The 16,729-nt window shown below is 60.5% G+C and carries 13 protein-coding genes and 1 tRNA gene; 10 read left to right on the plus strand and 4 right to left on the minus strand.

Going from position 1 to position 16,729, the window contains the following annotated elements; all coding sequences use genetic code 11:
- The first annotated feature begins 109 nt into the window (after window positions 1-109).
- Window positions 110-185 (plus strand) — tRNA-Thr (locus Q7W83_RS03895).
- 7 nt (window positions 186-192) lie between these two features.
- Here Q7W83_RS03895 and Q7W83_RS03900 read toward each other — a convergent pair.
- Window positions 193-741: a hypothetical protein gene (locus Q7W83_RS03900; protein ID WP_150633533.1), complete on the minus strand. Its 549-nt coding sequence runs from the start codon at window positions 739-741 to the stop codon at window positions 193-195.
- A gap of 316 nt (window positions 742-1,057) precedes the next feature.
- On the opposite strand from Q7W83_RS03900, the gene Q7W83_RS03905 reads away from it, so the two are divergent.
- The gene (locus tag Q7W83_RS03905; protein WP_150633532.1) at window positions 1,058-1,363 is read left to right on the plus strand and encodes a DUF6388 family protein; all 306 of its coding nucleotides are present in this window, start codon (window positions 1,058-1,060) and stop codon (window positions 1,361-1,363) included.
- A gap of 51 nt (window positions 1,364-1,414) precedes the next feature.
- On the opposite strand, the gene nadC is transcribed toward Q7W83_RS03905, so the two are convergent.
- Window positions 1,415-2,263: a carboxylating nicotinate-nucleotide diphosphorylase gene (gene nadC / locus Q7W83_RS03910; protein WP_150633531.1), complete on the minus strand. Its 849-nt coding sequence runs from the start codon at window positions 2,261-2,263 to the stop codon at window positions 1,415-1,417.
- A gap of 360 nt (window positions 2,264-2,623) precedes the next feature.
- On the opposite strand from nadC, the gene Q7W83_RS03915 reads away from it, so the two are divergent.
- The 5 genes from Q7W83_RS03915 to Q7W83_RS03935 all read left to right on the plus strand — a co-directional run bounded on the left by Q7W83_RS03915 (window position 2,624) and on the right by Q7W83_RS03935 (window position 9,093).
- On the plus strand, window positions 2,624-4,828 hold the full coding sequence (locus Q7W83_RS03915) for a DUF1631 domain-containing protein (protein ID WP_458377929.1): 2,205 nt from the start codon (window positions 2,624-2,626) through the stop codon (window positions 4,826-4,828).
- Between the two features lie 64 nt (window positions 4,829-4,892).
- Window positions 4,893-5,453 carry a 1,6-anhydro-N-acetylmuramyl-L-alanine amidase AmpD gene (ampD, locus tag Q7W83_RS03920; protein WP_150639728.1) on the plus strand — a complete coding sequence of 187 codons (561 nt, stop codon included), beginning with the start codon at window positions 4,893-4,895 and terminating at the stop codon, window positions 5,451-5,453.
- Complete coding sequence (ampE, locus tag Q7W83_RS03925; protein ID WP_150654396.1) at window positions 5,450-6,286, plus strand: regulatory signaling modulator protein AmpE; 837 nt, start codon at window positions 5,450-5,452, stop codon at window positions 6,284-6,286. The genes ampD and ampE overlap by 4 nt, the downstream gene beginning before the upstream one ends.
- 1,542 nt (window positions 6,287-7,828) lie before the next feature.
- Window positions 7,829-8,533, plus strand: a complete 705-nt coding sequence (locus tag Q7W83_RS03930; protein WP_412072600.1) for a methyl-accepting chemotaxis protein — start codon at window positions 7,829-7,831, stop codon at window positions 8,531-8,533.
- A 170-nt stretch (window positions 8,534-8,703) separates the two neighbouring features.
- Window positions 8,704-9,093 carry a hypothetical protein gene (locus tag Q7W83_RS03935; RefSeq protein ID WP_150633526.1) on the plus strand — a complete coding sequence of 130 codons (390 nt, stop codon included), beginning with the start codon at window positions 8,704-8,706 and terminating at the stop codon, window positions 9,091-9,093.
- Here the strand turns inward: Q7W83_RS03935 and Q7W83_RS03940 are convergent, their stop codons facing one another.
- Both Q7W83_RS03940 and cra read right to left on the minus strand, forming a co-directional pair.
- Complete coding sequence (locus Q7W83_RS03940; protein WP_473655694.1) at window positions 9,094-9,870, minus strand: TatD family hydrolase; 777 nt, start codon at window positions 9,868-9,870, stop codon at window positions 9,094-9,096. It lies immediately after the preceding gene.
- Between the two features lie 3 nt (window positions 9,871-9,873).
- Window positions 9,874-10,869, minus strand: a complete 996-nt coding sequence (cra, locus tag Q7W83_RS03945) for a catabolite repressor/activator (protein ID WP_150633570.1) — start codon at window positions 10,867-10,869, stop codon at window positions 9,874-9,876.
- A 282-nt stretch (window positions 10,870-11,151) separates the two neighbouring features.
- Between cra and ptsP the strand changes: the two genes are divergently transcribed.
- Genes ptsP through Q7W83_RS03960 form a run of 3 tightly spaced genes read left to right on the plus strand, consistent with a single transcriptional unit; the run spans window position 11,152 to window position 16,705 of the window.
- On the plus strand, window positions 11,152-14,013 hold the full coding sequence (ptsP, locus tag Q7W83_RS03950) for a phosphoenolpyruvate--protein phosphotransferase (RefSeq protein ID WP_150633524.1): 2,862 nt from the start codon (window positions 11,152-11,154) through the stop codon (window positions 14,011-14,013).
- Entirely contained in the window at window positions 14,013-14,954 is a 942-nt protein-coding gene (gene pfkB, locus Q7W83_RS03955) for a 1-phosphofructokinase (RefSeq protein WP_473655695.1), read from the plus strand. The genes ptsP and pfkB overlap by 1 nt, the downstream gene beginning before the upstream one ends.
- An 11-nt stretch (window positions 14,955-14,965) precedes the next feature.
- Window positions 14,966-16,705, plus strand: a complete 1,740-nt coding sequence (locus Q7W83_RS03960; protein ID WP_473655696.1) for a PTS fructose-like transporter subunit IIB — start codon at window positions 14,966-14,968, stop codon at window positions 16,703-16,705.
- Window positions 16,706-16,729 lie beyond the last annotated feature (24 nt).

The following is a 16,729-nucleotide window of genomic DNA, read 5'->3' on the forward strand; positions in this document are numbered from 1 at the left end:
ATGAAAAATGCCCCGCCGTGAAAACGGCGGGGCATTTTTTTGTCTGCGAAAATTGGAAACGGTGTGTGGATTTGCCCGCTGCCAGTCCCGATGCTAGGTTTAGCTCACCGCCCGTGTAGCTCAGCCGGTAGAGCAGCGCACTCGTAACGCGAAGGTCGCAGGTTCGATTCCTGTCTCGGGCACCATTCCCTGTTATTTCACCTTCCTGCTCAGATCATCAACGGTGCGCTTGAGCTGATCAATCGTTCGGTCCTGATCGCTGACTTCCCGCTTCAGGCTGGACAAGTCATTTGAACTCGAGCTGGAACTTGAACCGGCGCTACGCTTCAGGTCTTCCACCTGGCTGGCGAGTTTTTTCAGGTCTTTATCCTGTTCCTCAACGGTACGCTTGAGGCTGGATATTTCGTTGGAGCTCGAACTGGAGCTGCTGCCGCTGTTGCGTTTGAACTCTTCGATGAGGCGTGCTTGGTCGCTAACGGTTTTCTTCAGGGAGTCGATTTCAGCGGTATTGGTTTTAACCGTGCCCTTTAACTTTTCCAGTTCATTGACACCCAGCTGGGTGTTGACCAGCACGCTCTTGCCATACGAGTTGTGGAGGGCGACGAGCGTATCGCCATAGGACGGATTGTCGAAGCTAAGCTCGATGGCTTGAGCCGTAACGGGCAAGGCGAGAGTGCCGAGCAAAAGGGCGGCCATGCCGGTTGCAAACAGGGTAGACGGAAGCTTCGAGAAATTGCGCATCACCTGAGTTCCTTGTGAAGTGCCTGGATGGCACATCGCTATGACGTTGCGTTTTGTGGCTTGTTCCTGTGTGGCGAGGGAATATTTTCAGAAAGACCGCTCAACGGTTTTTTTGTAGATTTGATGTAAAAGTCCATATAAATCGTCTTCCAAACGTCCTATATTCGGACCTTGCACGAGCATCACCCTGCAGTTTTCAAATGATCCACGAATGGTTCTGAAGGCCAGACAAACCGGGCTTCACACGGTTTTTTGCGTCAGAGAGATCCTTGATGATCCAGATCCATCTTCCATTCCCCCGATCAGCGAGAACGACATGACCGTTAAAGAATTGACCCAGGAAGCCAGGCACGCCGAAGCGCTGAAGAAGTACGTGCTGGACGCGCCCCAACTGCTGGAAGAGATCAAGGACTTGCCCGCCGACGATCAGAAAGACCAGATTCAATGGGCCTTCGAGGATGAAGCAGAAGCCCAGGGCTTGCAGCCGTGGGAACTGACGCTCAAGTACACCTCGAGCCCGGAAGAATTCGAGGTGGCACGCCTGGCGCTGCACAAGGAGGCGGCCGAGGTATTGGGCGTCGAGTGGGAAGAGTACTGCGAGATGAACAATCTGGTGGTCTGACAAAAACGCCAGCCTCAATGAGGCTGGCGTTTTTCATTCAGCAAGGCGTAATCAGAGGCTTAAACGCATCGACAGATCGACAGCCTTCACATCCTTGGTCATCGCACCTATCGAAATGTAATCCACCCCGGTCTCTGCGATCGGCAGCAACGTGCTTTCATTGATGCCGCCGCTGGCCTCCAGTTTTGCCTTGCCGCCATTGAGGCGCACGGCCTCGCGCATGTCATCCAGGCTCAACTCGTCGAGCATGATGATATCGGCGCCGCCCGCCAGTGCCTCCTTCAGCTCGGCCAGGCTTTCCACTTCGATCTCTACCGGTTTGCCCGGGGCAATCTTGTGCGCGGCACTGATCGCCTCAGGGATGCCACCGCAGGCGGCGATGTGGTTTTCCTTGATCAGGAAGGCGTCGTACAAGCCGATGCGGTGGTTGTGGCAGCCGCCGCAGGTTACGGCGTACTTTTGCGCAAGGCGCAGGCCCGGCAGGGTTTTGCGGGTGTCGAGCAGCTTCACCTGCGTCTGGGCGACGAAATCCGCCAGGTATTGCGCGCGAGTGGCCACGCCGGAGAGCAACTGCAGGAAATTCAGGGCGCTGCGTTCGCCTGTGAGCAGCGAACGGGCGGGGCCTTCGAGGTGGAACAGCGCTTGATTGGGCTTCACCCGTTCGCCATCGCGCACCTGCCAATGCACGGCAACGCGCGGGTCCAATTGCCGGAAAACCGCATCAACCCACGCGGTGCCGGCGATGACTGCGGCGTCACGGGTGATGATGGTGGCTTTGGCCAGGCGTTCAGCCGGGATCAGTTGCGCGGTGATGTCGCCGCTGCCGATGTCTTCGAGCAACGCGCGGCGCACGTTGGCTTCGATTTCGGCGGTCAGATCGGCGAGACGTAGATTCGGCATAACGGACTCCACAAACAAAGTGGCCCGATTATAGGGCTATGGCGCGGGGCAACCCAAGGCGCGCGAGACCTTCCGTGCGCTCTGAAACCTGCATTTGGTCGATTCTCTTGGGCCATCGAGGTTAAGCGGCGGTCCTCTACACGCGTCTATTTCAAAGAGAAGCAAAGAGTCTGCTGGCACCCAGGACATCTTTTGCAAGATAATGTGCCTTGCATTTGACGTCATGACTTTGACGTGTCCTTGGTTCGCCGATTATTGAATGACTGCGCACGGGCATTGTCTTCTGTTGCGCGTGGCTGTGAGGCTGCCGTACCCGATTGTTCTAACCGAACCGAAGAATCACCGTTTCAGGAGGCCAGGATGCACAACGACGGGAATGTAGTGCCTTTGCACAAGGCTGCTACCGATAAGGCGAGTCACTCGCCGCTCGCCCGCCTGCCTGTCATTCTGCTTCAGGTTCGCGACAGGGCTGGTCAACAGCTCAGGCATGCTCTGCAGGAACTGTTCGATAACGCCGACGACACGCTGTTCGAAATGGCTGACCGGGCTCGCGATGACGTCGAGCAGAACATCTTTTTTGAAGCCATGCGCGACTTGCGCCTCAAGCGCAAAAATATCGAGCGGGTGTTTCTCGAGCAATTCTTCGAGGCGTTTGTCGGTCTCACAGGTAATATTCAGACGGTTTTGCCCCAGGCATTCGATACCCCGGCGCAACAGTCCGGCGATGACCTGGAGCGTCGCGTAGCGGTGGAGGCCATGGTCAATAAAGTGCTGAGCCGCGACGGTTTTGCGCTTGATCAATTGACCGCCCGACTCAGCACGTTGCTGAGCAAGACGCTGGTGACTGCGCACAATCCGCTGGGCCCGGCGATGCTCTGTGAGTATTTCATGCAGGCTGGCCGCAACCTGGGGGTCGAGATCAAGGTCAAGCTGATCATCCTGAAGCTTTTCGAACGCTATGTGCTCAGCGATGCCGACCAGCTCTACACCGAAGCCAATCAGATATTGATCGCCACCGGGATATTGCCCGACCTGAAGCCTGCTCCGAATCGGCGTGCCATTGATCGTGCGCAGGCCAGTGCCCGTGCCGACCCCGTCGAGGCTGGCAATCGTTGCCACAGCACGCCAATCGACGACAGCGTGCAGGAAGTGTTCGCGGCGTTGCAGGAATTGCTGTTCCACGTGCGTGGCAGTGTCGCGCCAACGCTGGAGACCAGTGCTCAGGCACTGCCGATATCCACCCGCGACCTGCTGCGACTGCTCTCGCACTTGCAGCAGTACGTGCCGGCCCCGGCGGTGCAGGACGACTTCGACCTGCGAAACCAGCTTGAGCAACTGCTGACCCGAGTCAGCGTCAAAAGCGGCAAGTCGCGCGTGGTCGGTGTCGCTGACGAAGATGTGATCAACCTGATCGCCATGCTTTTCGAATGCATCCTCGATGATCGCAATCTGCCGGACTCTCTCAAGGCGCTGATCGCGCGCTTACAGATCCCGATGTTGAAAGTGGCCGTGCTCGACAAGAGTTTCTTCAGCCGTTGCAGTCACCCGGCCCGCCGTCTGCTTAACGAAATTGCCGCCGCGGCCCTGGGCTGGGGCGAGTGCGATGACCATGAGCGCGACAGTTTGTACCTGCGCATCGAGCAAGTGGTGCAGCGTTTGTTGAACGATTTTGTCGACGATCCGGCGATCTTCTCCGAATTGCTGGCGGATTTTCTCGCGTTCACCAGCGACGAACGCCGTCGCAGCGAGTTGTTGGAGCAGCGTACCCGCGACGCCGAAGAAGGCCGCGCCAAAACCGAACTGGCCCGGCAACGCGTCGAGCTGGCCTTGAATCAGGCACTGTTGGGCAAAGTGCTACCGCAACGGGTGGTGGCGTTTGTTCAGGACGCCTGGAGCCAGGTGCTGCTGCTGACCTGCCTCAAGCACGGCGATCAGTCCGCCGAGTGGCATGCCGATGTGCAAACCATGGAGCAATTGATCTGGAGCGTGCAGCGTCATGACGACGTTGACGCAAGCCTGCGTCTGTTGGCGCTGGTGCCGGGGTTGCTCAAGTCCTTGCGCGAAGGGTTGAACCGTTCGGCGTTCGATCCGTTCGCCACCGGCGAGTTTTTCAGCGAGCTGGAAGGCTTGCACGTTCAACTGTTCGAGCGAGCGGACCAGGCCCCAACCGCCACCAACCCTGCCGATGCGCCGCTGATGGTTGAAGTGCGAGAAGAAATCGTTCTGCTCACCGGCGACGAAGGGCCGTTCGAAACGGCCTCGGTGCACTTGCCGGCGGATGATCCGGGGCTGCTTCAAGTCGATCAGTTGCACACGGGTTGCTGGGTCGAATTTCAGGAAGATGAGGAAAACACCTTGCGCTGCAAGCTCGCCGCGATCATCGAAGCCACGGGCAAGTATATTTTCGTCAACCGCACCGGCATGAAAGTGCTGGAGCGCAGCCGTACCGGGCTGGCGCTGGATTTTCGTCGTGGCGCGGTGCGCACCCTTGACGACACCTTGCTGTTCGATCGGGCCCTGGAGTCGGTGGTCGGCAACCTGCGACGACTCAATCGCGGCAAGTGATCGCGCGCCGAGGGTCTATCGCGGCATACTGGGCGCCAACACAGTCGTCGTTGAAGGAACCTGTATGCAGTTGGACCCCGCGAGCGGTTGGTGTCAGGGCGTGCGTTTATGCCCCTCACCCAACTTCAATGCGCGCCCCACGGGCGAAATTTCCCTGCTGGTGATCCACAACATCAGTCTGCCGCCGGCGCAGTTCGCCACTGGCAAGGTGCAGGAATTTTTCCAGAACCGGCTGGATGTCACAGAGCATCCCTACTTTGAAGGGATCGCTGACCTACGGGTGTCTGCGCATTTTCTGATTGAGCGTGACGGCACCGTCACTCAGTTTGTCTCTTGTCTTGAGCGCGCTTGGCATGCCGGTGTGTCGTGTTTCGATGGCCGGGAAACCTGTAACGATTTTTCCGTGGGTATTGAGCTTGAAGGCACGGATGATCTGCCGTTCACCGATGCTCAATATGACGCGTTGACGGCCCTGACCTTGCAGCTGCAACGCGCCTTTACGGGCATTACCGCGCAGCGCATCTGCGGGCACAGCGACATCGCACCGGGGCGCAAGACTGATCCGGGACCGGCGTTCGACTGGGCGCGTTATCGCGTGGCCCTGGCTAAAGAGGAAGCACAATGAGTTTTCTGGTGTTGCTGTTGGCGGTCTGGATCGAGAAGTTCTCGGCCCTGCGCCATCGGGTTCAGCGTGATGGTGGTTGGGTGCGCGAGTTGCACAAGCTTGAAGCCAGCCCTCGTCTGGTCAATCGTCCGTGGTTGATTCTGCTGATACTGGTGCTGCTGCCGGTGGCGGTGCTGGGGTTGCTGCTGGTGGTGCTGGAGCCGGTTGCTTACGGTCTGTTGGCGTTGCCGGTGCATTTGCTGGTGGTGATTTATAGCCTGGGGCGTGGTGATCTGCTGGCCGGTCTGGGGCCGTTTCGCGATGCCTGGCGCCGGGAAGACCTGCAAGCTGCCGCTCATGTGGCGAAACGTGACCTGGATATTTGTGCCGACAACGGCGAACAGTTGCTGGAACGGGTTCAGGGGCACCTGTTGTGGGAGGCCTACCAGAGCTTTTTTGCAGTGATTTTCTGGTACTTCCTGCTGGGGCCGGTGGCGGCGCTGAGCTATCGATTGCTGGCTCTGGCTGAAGAACACGGGCAAAACCCGGCCGTCGTCGAGCGCGCCGCTCAAATGCGTCACGCGTTCGATTGGGTGCCGGTGCGTCTGCTGGCGGCGAGTTTTGCGCTGGTCGGCAACTTTGTCGCCGTCAGTCGGGTGATGCTGCACGAATTGCTGAACTGGAACATCAGCGCCGCGCAATTGATCGAGAAGGTCGGGCTGGTGGCCGGTGAAATTCCTGCGCCGGTGGTCGGGCCCGATGGCATCAACAGCCTCGACCGGATCTGGGAGCTGCTGCTGCGTGCGGCGGTGCTCTGGTACGCCGGTTTTGCGTTGTGGACGGTTCTTGCCTAAACACCACCTTCTGTAGGAGCCAGCCGGCTCCTACAGGGACAGGGTTGGCATGGCGTCTTTTGAACGGCAGGACCCTCTCGTCCGATAAGCTGCCGTTAACCTTAAGTTACAAAACCCCCCGCCGATTTGAGCTATACAGAGACAGCACTCAATAGTGGCTATCTGCTGCTTGTCTGTGCCTGCCAATAAAAATAAGAAATCCAAGGGAGACTTCCAGTGAAGAGCTTGCTCTATCCCGCCGTCGCGCTAATGAATCGCCTGAGCTTCGGCATGAAGTTCAGCCTGATCAGCGTTCTGTTCCTCGTGCCCATGCTCGTGACCAACTTTTATCTGGTGCGTGATTCCTATCGCGAATTCCAGGGCACTCGAGTGGAACTGCAGAGCCTTGACCTGCTGGGCAGCAGCCTGACTCTACGACGCGACCTGGAAACCCTGAACAACCTGGTGCAGATCAACGTCATCCTTGGCCAGTCCGGCAAGGCAGGCGGTGTCGAACCCAAGATCACTACCTTGGAGCAAAGCGTTCTGACCCGTCTGGAAGGGCTCGCGGCGATGACCACCGATCCGGAACAGATCACGGTTTTCGATGGCAAGCGCGACGAAATGATCACCGCGTTCAAGGCCCAACAAACGGAAAACTCCTTGCAAAGCAAAAGTGCGCTGATCGGCAAGTTGCTCGGCAACGCGCAAATCTTCAGCCAGATCATCGCCAGCCAGGCGGGATTGAGCCGAGACAATCAAAGTGACATGCGTCAGCTCACCGAACTCATCACCAACGTCACGCCGTCTGTCACCCAGACCTTGGGCGATGGCCGCGCCATGGGCTCTTACTCGTTGGGGCAAGGGTTTCTCAATTCGTCGTCGAGCACCCGTTTCGATGAGTTGCTGGCGCAGATCGAAAAGCTGCAGGCCGAGTACGGTCTGAAGTTGCAGGATGCGCTGGGCTCAAGCAACGCGGCACGTGAAACCCTGGCGGCGCAGGCCGAGAGCAGCAAGGCGTCGCTGAAAAAGGCCAGTGAACTGTTCGAAGAACAAGTGGTGATGGCCGACACCCTCGATGCGCCGTGGCAGGCCTTTTACGATCAGGTCACCGGCCTGATGGACCAGACTTACCAACTCAACGAAGCCACCCTGAAATTCCTCGATACCCAGTTGCAACAGCGCCTGACCGAGAACCGTACGCACATGGTCTTGCAGGCCGTCGCGTTGTCGGTGGTGTTTGTGTTGATCTTCTACCTCTACGGCGGCTTTTACGCCTCGACCCGCACCACCCTCAAGCGACTTGGCGCGATGATGGACAAGGTGGCGGCCGGCGACATGACCGTGACCTTCAACGCCAACAGCCGTGACGAGCTGGGCGAGTTGGGCGAGGTGTTCAACGGCACCGTGAAGAAAATCCATGACCTGATCGAGCGTGTCGGCCACACCGTCGGAGAAGTCGAGCGTCAGGCCGGTCAGGTCGAAAACGTGTCGGCCCAAAGCAACCAGGCTGTCGCGGGGCAACGCTCGCAGATCGAACAGGTCGCCACGGCGATGAACCAAATGTCGGCCACCTCGCTGGAGGTGGCCCGCAGCGCCGCCGCTGCGGTCAGCAGCGCCCACAGCGTCAATGACGAAACCATCAGTGGTCGCGGGTTGGTGGAGTCGCAGCAGGGCAGCATTGCGGCGCTGGCCAGCGAAATCGATCAGTCGGTGCGGGTGATCAATCAACTGGCCAGTGACAGCCAGTCCATCAGCCGCGTGCTGGAAGTGATCAAAAGCATCGCCGAACAGACCAACCTGCTGGCGCTCAACGCGGCCATCGAGGCGGCGAGGGCAGGCGAGCAAGGCCGAGGTTTCGCGGTGGTGGCGGACGAGGTCCGGACCCTGGCCAAACGCACCCAGCAATCGACCGAAGAAATCGAACAGATGATCGCCAAACTGCACAGCGGTGTCGGCGCCGCAGTGAAGGCCATGGGCACCAGCCATCAAATGGCCAATGGCACGGTGGGGCAGTCGGAAAAGGTCCAGCAGGCGCTGGAAAATATCCTCGGCGCGGTGGGCATGATCGTCGATCAGAACCAGCAGATCGCCGCCGCCGTGGAGCAACAGACTGCCGTCGCCCACGACATCGACCAGAACATCGTCGAGATCAACCGGGCTGGCGAACGCACCGCCGAAGGTGCACACAAGACCGAAGATGCCAGCCGGGCATTGTCGGCGCAGGTGGTTGAGCTCAAACAGCTGATCAGCGCCTTCCGGGTCTGAAGAATCGCATAGTCCCTGTAGGCGCAAGCTTGTTCCTACAGGTTTGCGCCCTGTCCGTAGTATTTATTACCTCCACGTGTCGGCAATTTCCGGTTTTCCCCAAGACTCTGGCATTTGCTCTTCAATGAAGGATGATCCACAACCCTGACCTACCCTGAGGAGGCTCGGTTATGTCCTTCGCTACAACTGGAATCCAGGGGCACTGTGCCCATTGCGGGAACGTTCGGCTACTCGAACCCTGGCAACTCAATGCCATCGCAATCAACGAAGCATTCTCTTGTTCGCATTGCCACAAAGCCTTGCAACTGAGCGACCCGAAACAGATCAGGCGCATCAAGTCCATCGACTCACTCGCGATGCTGCGAGCCAGCACATTGGTAACGGTCTGCACCGCGCTGCTGGTGGCGTTGGTGATGGAGTGGGTCGGGTTGATCAGCGTCGTCGAACAGCTGAATTTCTCGCTGGTTGCGATTCTGATCTATTGCGTCGTTATTCAATACGCGAGGCATCGGCAGCACATCACGCTGATTCTTGAAGCGGCGAAGGCTCACGCCGACTGACTACCAGTTGAACAGCTCACAGGCATTGGCCGTGCTGACGGCGGCCAATTGTTGCGGACTGACCGCCATGATCCCGGCCAGCGCCTCGCAAATCGCCGGCAAATGCGCCGGGCTGTTGCGTTGGCCGGGAAACATGGCGGGGGCCATGTCCGGTGAGTCGGTTTCCAATACCACAGACTCCAACGGTAACTCGGCGAGCACCCGGTGCATGCGCAACGCCTGCGGCCAGGTCGCCGCGCCGCCAAGGCCCAGTTTGAAACCGAGCCTGATGTACTCGCGGGCCGCTTCCTTGCTGCCGGCGAAGGCGTGAATGATGCCCGCGCGTTTCAACTTGAAGCGCTTGAGCGTGGCAATCACCGCTGCATGGCTGCGTCGCACATGAATCAGCGCCGGCAGATTGAAATCCACCGCCAATTGCAGTTGTGCCTCAAACAGCGCTTGCTGGCGCTCACGGTCGAGGGTTTCGATGAAGTAATCGAGGCCGATCTCACCCACCGCGCACAGCTGTCGATGGCCGGCTAAACGGCTGAGCCAATCGCCGAGTGCGGGCAAATCTTCAGGCCGATGCTGGTCCAGAAAAACCGGGTGCAGACCCAACGCGGCATGCAGATCGGGATCGCTTTGCACCAGATCCCAGACCCGCTGCCAATTGGCCTGATAAACCCCCAGCACCACCATCCGCCGCACGCCAAGGGCGCGGCTCTCGGCGAGCAGCGCCTGACGATCCTCGTCGAAATCCGGAAAGTCCAGATGAGTGTGGCTGTCGATCAGCTCCACGGTTCAGTCCTGGCGAATACGCTGCTTGAAGGTCCGCGCGATGGCTTGCACGCCGGGCTGGTAATCCGATTGCTCAATGGCGGCCAGGGCCAGTTGCAGCGCTTTGTCGGCGATCAACTGGTGTTGCTGGGCCATGGCGTTGACCGGCAGCGGCAGGAAGTCCAGCAACTGCGTGTCGCCGAACGTGCCGAGACGCAGTGGGCGGGTTTTCAGCGGGAAGTCGTGTAACGCGTCGAACACGCCCTGAAGCAGCACGTAGGATGTGGTTACCAGCGCATCCGGCAAGTGCCCCAGGCGCTGAAGCAGTTCTTCCATCAACTGCTTGCCGCACTCGCGGCTGAACGATTCGCCGTGTTCAATCAAAATCTCGCCTTTGAACCCGGTCAGCGCTTCCTTGAACCCGGCGGCCCGTTCCTGACTGATGCTCAGTTCGGGGCGTGCGCCGATAAGGGCGATCTGCTTGGGCAACGGCTCGAGCAGGCTACGCGTCAGTTGCAGACTGGCTTCGCGATCATCGCTGATTACCGAGCAGAAATGCTCGGGCTCCATGACCCGGTCGATGGCGATGATCGGAATGCCTTTGGCTTGCAGCTGTCGGTAACTGTCGTCACCGGCCGGCAGGCAACTGGCGACGATCAAGGCGTCGCAACGACGGGCGCGGAACAGTTGCAGCAATTGCCGTTCGCTGTCCGGCGCGTCGTCGGAGCTGGCGATCAGCAACTGATAACCGCGGGCCCGGGCACCTTGTTCCAGCAGCTTGGCGATTCGCGCGTAACTGGGGTTTTCCAGGTCCGGCAGAATGAAGCCCAAGGTGCGGGTGTGCCGACTGCGCAGCCCGGCCGCTTGCGGGTTGGGCGTGAAGCCGTGTTGTTCAACGACCGCGCGCACGCGCTCGACGGTGGCACTACTGATGCGTTGCTGTTCGGCCTTGCCATTGATGACATAACTGGCGGTGGTCACGGACACACCGGCCAGTTGGGCGATATCACTGAGTTTCAACTCGGGTTTTCCTTGTTTGTCGGCCGACATTTTCGCCAATCCTACCCGATTCAGGCAGGCGACTATTGTCGCAGCCAATCCGACAAGTTGGGCTTCAAGGATGGGACATAATCGAGTAACGTGCCAATCATTCTAGATTAAACGTTTCAGCAAGCGTATTTTCTACGTTTCAGGTGCATTTGGCCGGTTCTGCCGCGAAACCGCCAAAAGTGATGATTAAGCGCCTAAGCTGACTCATTCAAAACAATACCTGGCACCTCAAGGTGCCAAAAAGGAGAAAGCATGCTCGAGCTCACGATAGAGCAGATTTCCATGGGCCAGTCGGCCGTGGACAAGTCCGCAGCGTTGCATTTGTTGGCTGGGCATCTGGTCACCGATGGTCTGGTGGCCGAGGGGTATCTCGCCGGTTTGCAGGCGCGCGAAGCCCAGGGCTCGACCTTTCTCGGGCAAGGTATTGCCATCCCCCACGGTACGCCGGAAACCCGCGACCAGGTGTTTTCCACCGGCGTGCGGCTGATGCAATTCCCTGAAGGCGTGGATTGGGGCGACGGCCAGATCGTCTATCTGGCGATCGGCATTGCGGCCAAATCCGATGAGCACTTGCGCCTGCTGCAACTGCTGACCCGCGCCCTCGGCGAAACCGATCTGGGCCAGGCCCTGCGTCGCGCCAGTTCTGCCGAAGCATTGCTGAAACTGTTGCAAGGCGCGCCGCAGGAACTGGCGCTGGATGCACAGATGATCGGTCTCGGCGTGTCGGCCGATGACTTCGAAGAACTGGTCTGGCGCGGTGCGCGTTTGCTGCGGCAGGCGGATTGTGTGAGCAATGGTTTTTCTGCGGTGTTGCAGCAAGTCGAAGCGTTGCCGCTGGGCGATGGCTTGTGGTGGTTGCACAGCGAGCAAACGGTCAAGCGTCCGGGCCTGGCGTTTGTCACGCCGGACAAACCGATACGCTACCTCGGCCAGCCGCTCAGCGGTCTGTTCTGTCTGGCCAGCCTCGGCGAGGCGCACCAGGCCTTGCTCGAACGCCTTTGCGCGTTGCTGATCGAAGGCCGTGGTCATGAACTGGGACGTGCCACCAGCAGCCGTAAAGTCCTCGAAGTGCTCGGCGGTGAACTGCCGGCGGACTGGCCCAGCGCTCGCATTGCGCTGGCCAACGCCCACGGCTTGCACGCCCGCCCGGCGAAAATCCTCGCACAACTGGCGAAGAGTTTTGACGGTGAGATTCGCGTGCGCATTGTCGATGGCCAAGACAGCGCGGTGTCGGTGAAGAGCTTGAGCAAACTGCTGAGCCTCGGCGCCCGTCGCGGTCAGGTGTTGGAATTCATCGCTGAGCCGAGCATCGCCGCCGATGCCTTGCCCGCCTTGCTGGCCGCGATCGAAGAAGGCCTCGGTGAAGAAATCGAGCCATTGCCTGCTGTTAGCCAACAGCGTGAAGTGATCGCGGAGGTGGCCGAAGTGCTGCTCGCCCCGGCGTCCGGCAGCCTGGTTCAGGCCATCCCTGCCGCGCCGGGCATTGCCATCGGCCCGGCACACATTCAAGTACTGCAAACCATCGAATACCCGCTGCGCGGGGAGTCCGCCGCCATTGAACGCGAGCGTCTCCAGCAAGCGCTGGCGCACGTGCGTCGCGACATCGAAGGCTTGATCGAACGCAGCAAATCCAAAGCCATTCGCGAGATTTTCATTACGCATCAGGAAATGCTCGACGACCCGGAATTGACCGATGAAGTCGAGACTCGCCTCAAGCAGGGCGAAAGCGCCGAAGCGGCGTGGATGGCAGTGATTGAAGCCGCAGCGAAACAACAGGAATCGCTGCAGGACGCCTTGCTCGCCGAGCGTGCGGCAGATCTGCGCGATATCGGCCGTCGCGTGCTGGCGCAACTCTGCGGCGTCGAGACGCCCAATGAACCCGATCAGCCCTACATCCTGGTCATGGACGAAGTCGGTCCGTCCGATGTCGCGCGTCTCGATCCAACCCGCGTCGCCGGCATTCTCACCGCCCGTGGCGGCGCTACCGCGCACAGCGCCATCGTCGCCCGTGCGCTCGGTATTCCGGCATTGGTCGGCGCCGGTGCAGCGGTGTTGCTGCTGGCGCCGGGCACGCCATTGCTGCTTGATGGTCAACGCGGTCGCCTGCACGTGGACGCCGATGCGGCGACCCTGCAGCGCGCCACCGAAGAGCGCGACACCCGCGAGCAACGCTTGAAAGCGGCGGCCGAACAACGTCATCAACCGGCGCTGACCACCGACGGCCATGCGGTCGAAGTGTTCGCCAACATCGGCGAAAGCGCAGGCGTCACCAGCGCCGTGGAGCAGGGCGCCGAAGGCATCGGCTTGCTGCGCACCGAGCTGATTTTCATGGCCCACTCGCAGGCGCCGGACGAGGCGACTCAGGAAGTCGAATACCGTCGTGTGCTCGATGGCCTCGCCGGTCGGCCGCTGGTGGTGCGCACCCTCGATGTAGGTGGCGACAAACCGCTGCCGTATTGGCCGATTGCGAAAGAAGAAAACCCGTTCCTCGGCGTGCGCGGCATTCGCCTGACCTTGCAGCGTCCGCAGATCATGGAAGCGCAATTGCGCGCCCTGCTGCGGGCCGCTGACAACCGCCCGCTGCGCATCATGTTCCCGATGGTCGGCAGCGTTGACGAGTGGCGTCAGGCCCGAGACATGACCGAGCGCCTGCGTCTGGAAATCCCGGTGGCGGACCTGCAACTGGGGATCATGATCGAAGTGCCATCGGCGGCATTGCTGGCGCCGGTGCTGGCCAAGGAAGTCGACTTTTTCAGCGTCGGCACCAACGACCTCACCCAATACACCCTGGCCATCGACCGTGGTCATCCGACCTTGTCGGCCCAGGCTGACGGCTTGCACCCGGCGGTGCTGCAACTGATCGACATCACCGTGCGCGCGGCCCATGCCCATGGCAAGTGGGTCGGCGTGTGCGGTGAACTGGCGGCTGATCCGCTGGCGGTGCCGGTGCTGGTCGGCCTCGGTGTGGATGAATTGAGCGTATCGGGCCGCAGCATTGCCGAGGTCAAGGCGCGCATCCGCGAACTCAGCCTGACCCAGACTCAAACCCTTGCCCGCCAGGCCCTGGCCGTCGGCAGCGCGGATGAAGTGCGCGCATTAGTGGAGGCCCTGTAATGGCCAAGATCCTGACCCTGACCCTCAACCCGGCGCTGGACCTGACGGTTCAGTTGCCGCGCCTTGAACCCGGCCAGGTCAATCGCAGCGACGAAATGCACACCCACGCCGCCGGTAAAGGCGTGAACGTGGCGCAGGTGTTGGCGGACCTTGGGCATTCGCTCACCGTCAGCGGTTTCCTCGGCGAAGACAATCTACAGGCGTTCGAAGCCCTGTTCGCCAAACGCGGTTTTGTCGACGCGTTTATCCGCGTTCCCGGCGAGACACGCAGCAACCTCAAACTGGCGGAAAGCGACGGGCGCATCACCGACATCAACGGGCCGGGGCCGATGGTCAGTGAAGCGGCGCAGCAGGCGTTGCTTGATCGACTGGATCAGATTGCGCCGGAGCATGACGCGGTCGTTGTCGCCGGCAGTCTGCCGCAAGGGATCAGCGCGCAGTGGTTACAGGCATTGATTCTGCGCTTGAAAAATCTTGGCTTGAACGTCGCCCTGGACACCAGTGGTGAAGCGTTGCGCGAAGCACTCAAGGCCGGTCCGTGGCTGATCAAACCCAACACCGAAGAACTGGCCGAAGTGCTCGGCTGCGAAGTGATTTCGGTCGCGGCTCAAGCTGAAGCTGCGAGCCGCTTGCATGCGCAAGGCATCGAACATGTGGTGATTTCCCACGGCGCCGATGGCGTGAACTGGTTCAGTGTCGGTTCGGCGATGCATGCCACGCCACCCAAGGTTAGCGTCGCCAGCACGGTCGGCGCGGGTGATTCGCTGTTGGCCGGCATGCTCCACGGTCTGCTCAGTGCCGACACGCCGGAACAAACCCTGCGCACCGCCACGGCGATTGCCGCGATGGCGGTGACCCAGATCGGTTTCGGAATCGGTGATGCGGCGCAGTTGGCGCGGCTCGAACAGGGTGTGCGCGTGCGTCCCCTGACAGAACAATAAGAGGGTTTGTCATGAAGTTAGCCATTGTTACGGCTTGCCCCAACGGTATGGTCACCAGCGTGCTTTGTGCCCGCTTGCTCGATGCCGCAGCGCAGCGTCAGGGCTGGAGCACCAGCGTCGAAGTGGTGGATGCGGCGCACCCGGAACGTCAGTTGTCGGCGGCCACAATTGAAGCGGCCGAGTGGGTGTTGCTGGTGACCAGCGCGCCGGTGGACATGTCGCGATTCGTTGGCAAGCGCGTGTTCCAAAGCACCCCGGCGCACGCCCTGCAAGATGTCGAAGCGGTGCTGCGCCGTGGTGCCGAAGACGCTGAGGTTTACGTCGCCCCCGCAGCGGTCGCCGAACCTGCAGCCGTCGCGAAAAACGCGCCCCGGCTGGTCGCGATCACCGCATGCCCGACCGGCGTTGCTCATACGTTCATGGCCGCTGAGGCTTTGCAGCAGGCGGCGAAACGTTTGGGTTACGACCTGCAGATCGAAACCCAGGGCTCGGTCGGTGCACGCAATCCGTTGAGTGCGACGGCGATTGCCGACGCGGACGTGGTACTGCTCGCCTGCGACATCGAAGTCGCGACCGAGCGTTTTGCCGGCAAGAAAATCTACCGTTGCGGCACGGGCATCGCCTTGAAACAAGCCGAAGCGACGCTGAACAAAGCGCTGGCCGAAGGCACGCAGGAAAGCGCCGCGACCGGCGCCAAAGGCCCGGCCAAAAAGGAGAAGACCGGCGTCTACAAACACCTTCTGACCGGTGTGTCGTTCATGCTGCCGATGGTGGTGGCGGGCGGTCTGATGATCGCGTTGTCGTTCGTCTTCGGCATCACCGCGTTCAAGGAGGAAGGCACCCTCGCCGCCGCCCTGATGCAGATCGGTGGCGAGACGGCGTTCAAGCTGATGGTGCCGCTGCTGGCGGGCTACATCGCCTACTCGATTGCCGACCGTCCGGGCCTTGCGCCGGGGATGATCGGTGGTTTGCTGGCGAGCACCTTGGGTGCCGGTTTCATCGGCGGGATCATTGCCGGTTTCATCGCCGGTTACGCGGCGCAGGCGATCAATCGGTATGCGCGTTTGCCGCAAAGCCTTGAGGCGCTGAAACCGATCCTGATCATCCCGTTGCTGGCGAGTCTGTTCACCGGTCTGGTGATGATCTATGTCGTCGGCAAGCCGGTGGCCGGGATGCTCGCGGGGCTCACGCATTTCCTCGACAGTATGGGCACCACCAACGCTATTCTGCTCGGCGTATTGCTGGGGGGGATGATGTGCGTCGACCTGGGCGGGCCGATCAACAAAGCCGCTTATGCCTTCTCGGTGGGGCTGCTGGCGTCGCAGAGTTATGCGCCGATGGCCGCGACGATGGCCGCCGGCATGGTGCCGCCGATTGGCCTGGGCATCGCCACGTTCATTGCCCGACGCAAGTTTGCCCAGACTGAACGCGAAGCGGGTAAAGCGGCGTTGGTGCTGGGGTTGTGCTTCATCTCCGAAGGCGCGATTCCGTTTGCCGCCAAGGACCCGCTGCGGGTGATTCCGGCGAGCATTGCCGGGGGGGCGTTGACGGGTGCGCTGTCGATGTATTTCGGCTGCAAACTGATGGCGCCGCACGGTGGGTTGTTTGTGCTGGCGATCCCGAATGCGATCAACCACGCACTGCTTTATTTGCTGGCGATTGTGGCCGGGAGTTTGCTGACGGCGGTGGTGTATGCGGTGGCCAAACGGCCCGAGGTTGTTGAATTGTCGGTAGAGCCCGTCAGCGCATAACCCGCCCCTGGAGCCGGCTTGCTG

It is taken from the genome of Pseudomonas sp. 300 (assembly GCF_055803035.1).

Coding starts and splice junctions, on each gene's coding strand:
- Q7W83_RS03935 (WP_150633526.1), top strand. CDS start 8,704: ATGTCCTTCGCTACAACTGGAATCCAGGGGCACTGTGCCCATTGCGGG.
- Q7W83_RS03915 (WP_458377929.1), top strand. CDS start 2,624: ATGCACAACGACGGGAATGTAGTGCCTTTGCACAAGGCTGCTACCGAT.
- Q7W83_RS03930 (WP_412072600.1), top strand. CDS start 7,829: ATGTCGGCCACCTCGCTGGAGGTGGCCCGCAGCGCCGCCGCTGCGGTC.
- ptsP (WP_150633524.1), top strand. CDS start 11,152: ATGCTCGAGCTCACGATAGAGCAGATTTCCATGGGCCAGTCGGCCGTG.
- ampD (WP_150639728.1), top strand. CDS start 4,893: ATGCAGTTGGACCCCGCGAGCGGTTGGTGTCAGGGCGTGCGTTTATGC.
- ampE (WP_150654396.1), top strand. CDS start 5,450: ATGAGTTTTCTGGTGTTGCTGTTGGCGGTCTGGATCGAGAAGTTCTCG.
- Q7W83_RS03960 (WP_473655696.1), top strand. CDS start 14,966: ATGAAGTTAGCCATTGTTACGGCTTGCCCCAACGGTATGGTCACCAGC.
- Q7W83_RS03900 (WP_150633533.1), bottom strand. CDS start 741: ATGCGCAATTTCTCGAAGCTTCCGTCTACCCTGTTTGCAACCGGCATG.
- pfkB (WP_473655695.1), top strand. CDS start 14,013: ATGGCCAAGATCCTGACCCTGACCCTCAACCCGGCGCTGGACCTGACG.
- nadC (WP_150633531.1), bottom strand. CDS start 2,263: ATGCCGAATCTACGTCTCGCCGATCTGACCGCCGAAATCGAAGCCAAC.
- Q7W83_RS03905 (WP_150633532.1), top strand. CDS start 1,058: ATGACCGTTAAAGAATTGACCCAGGAAGCCAGGCACGCCGAAGCGCTG.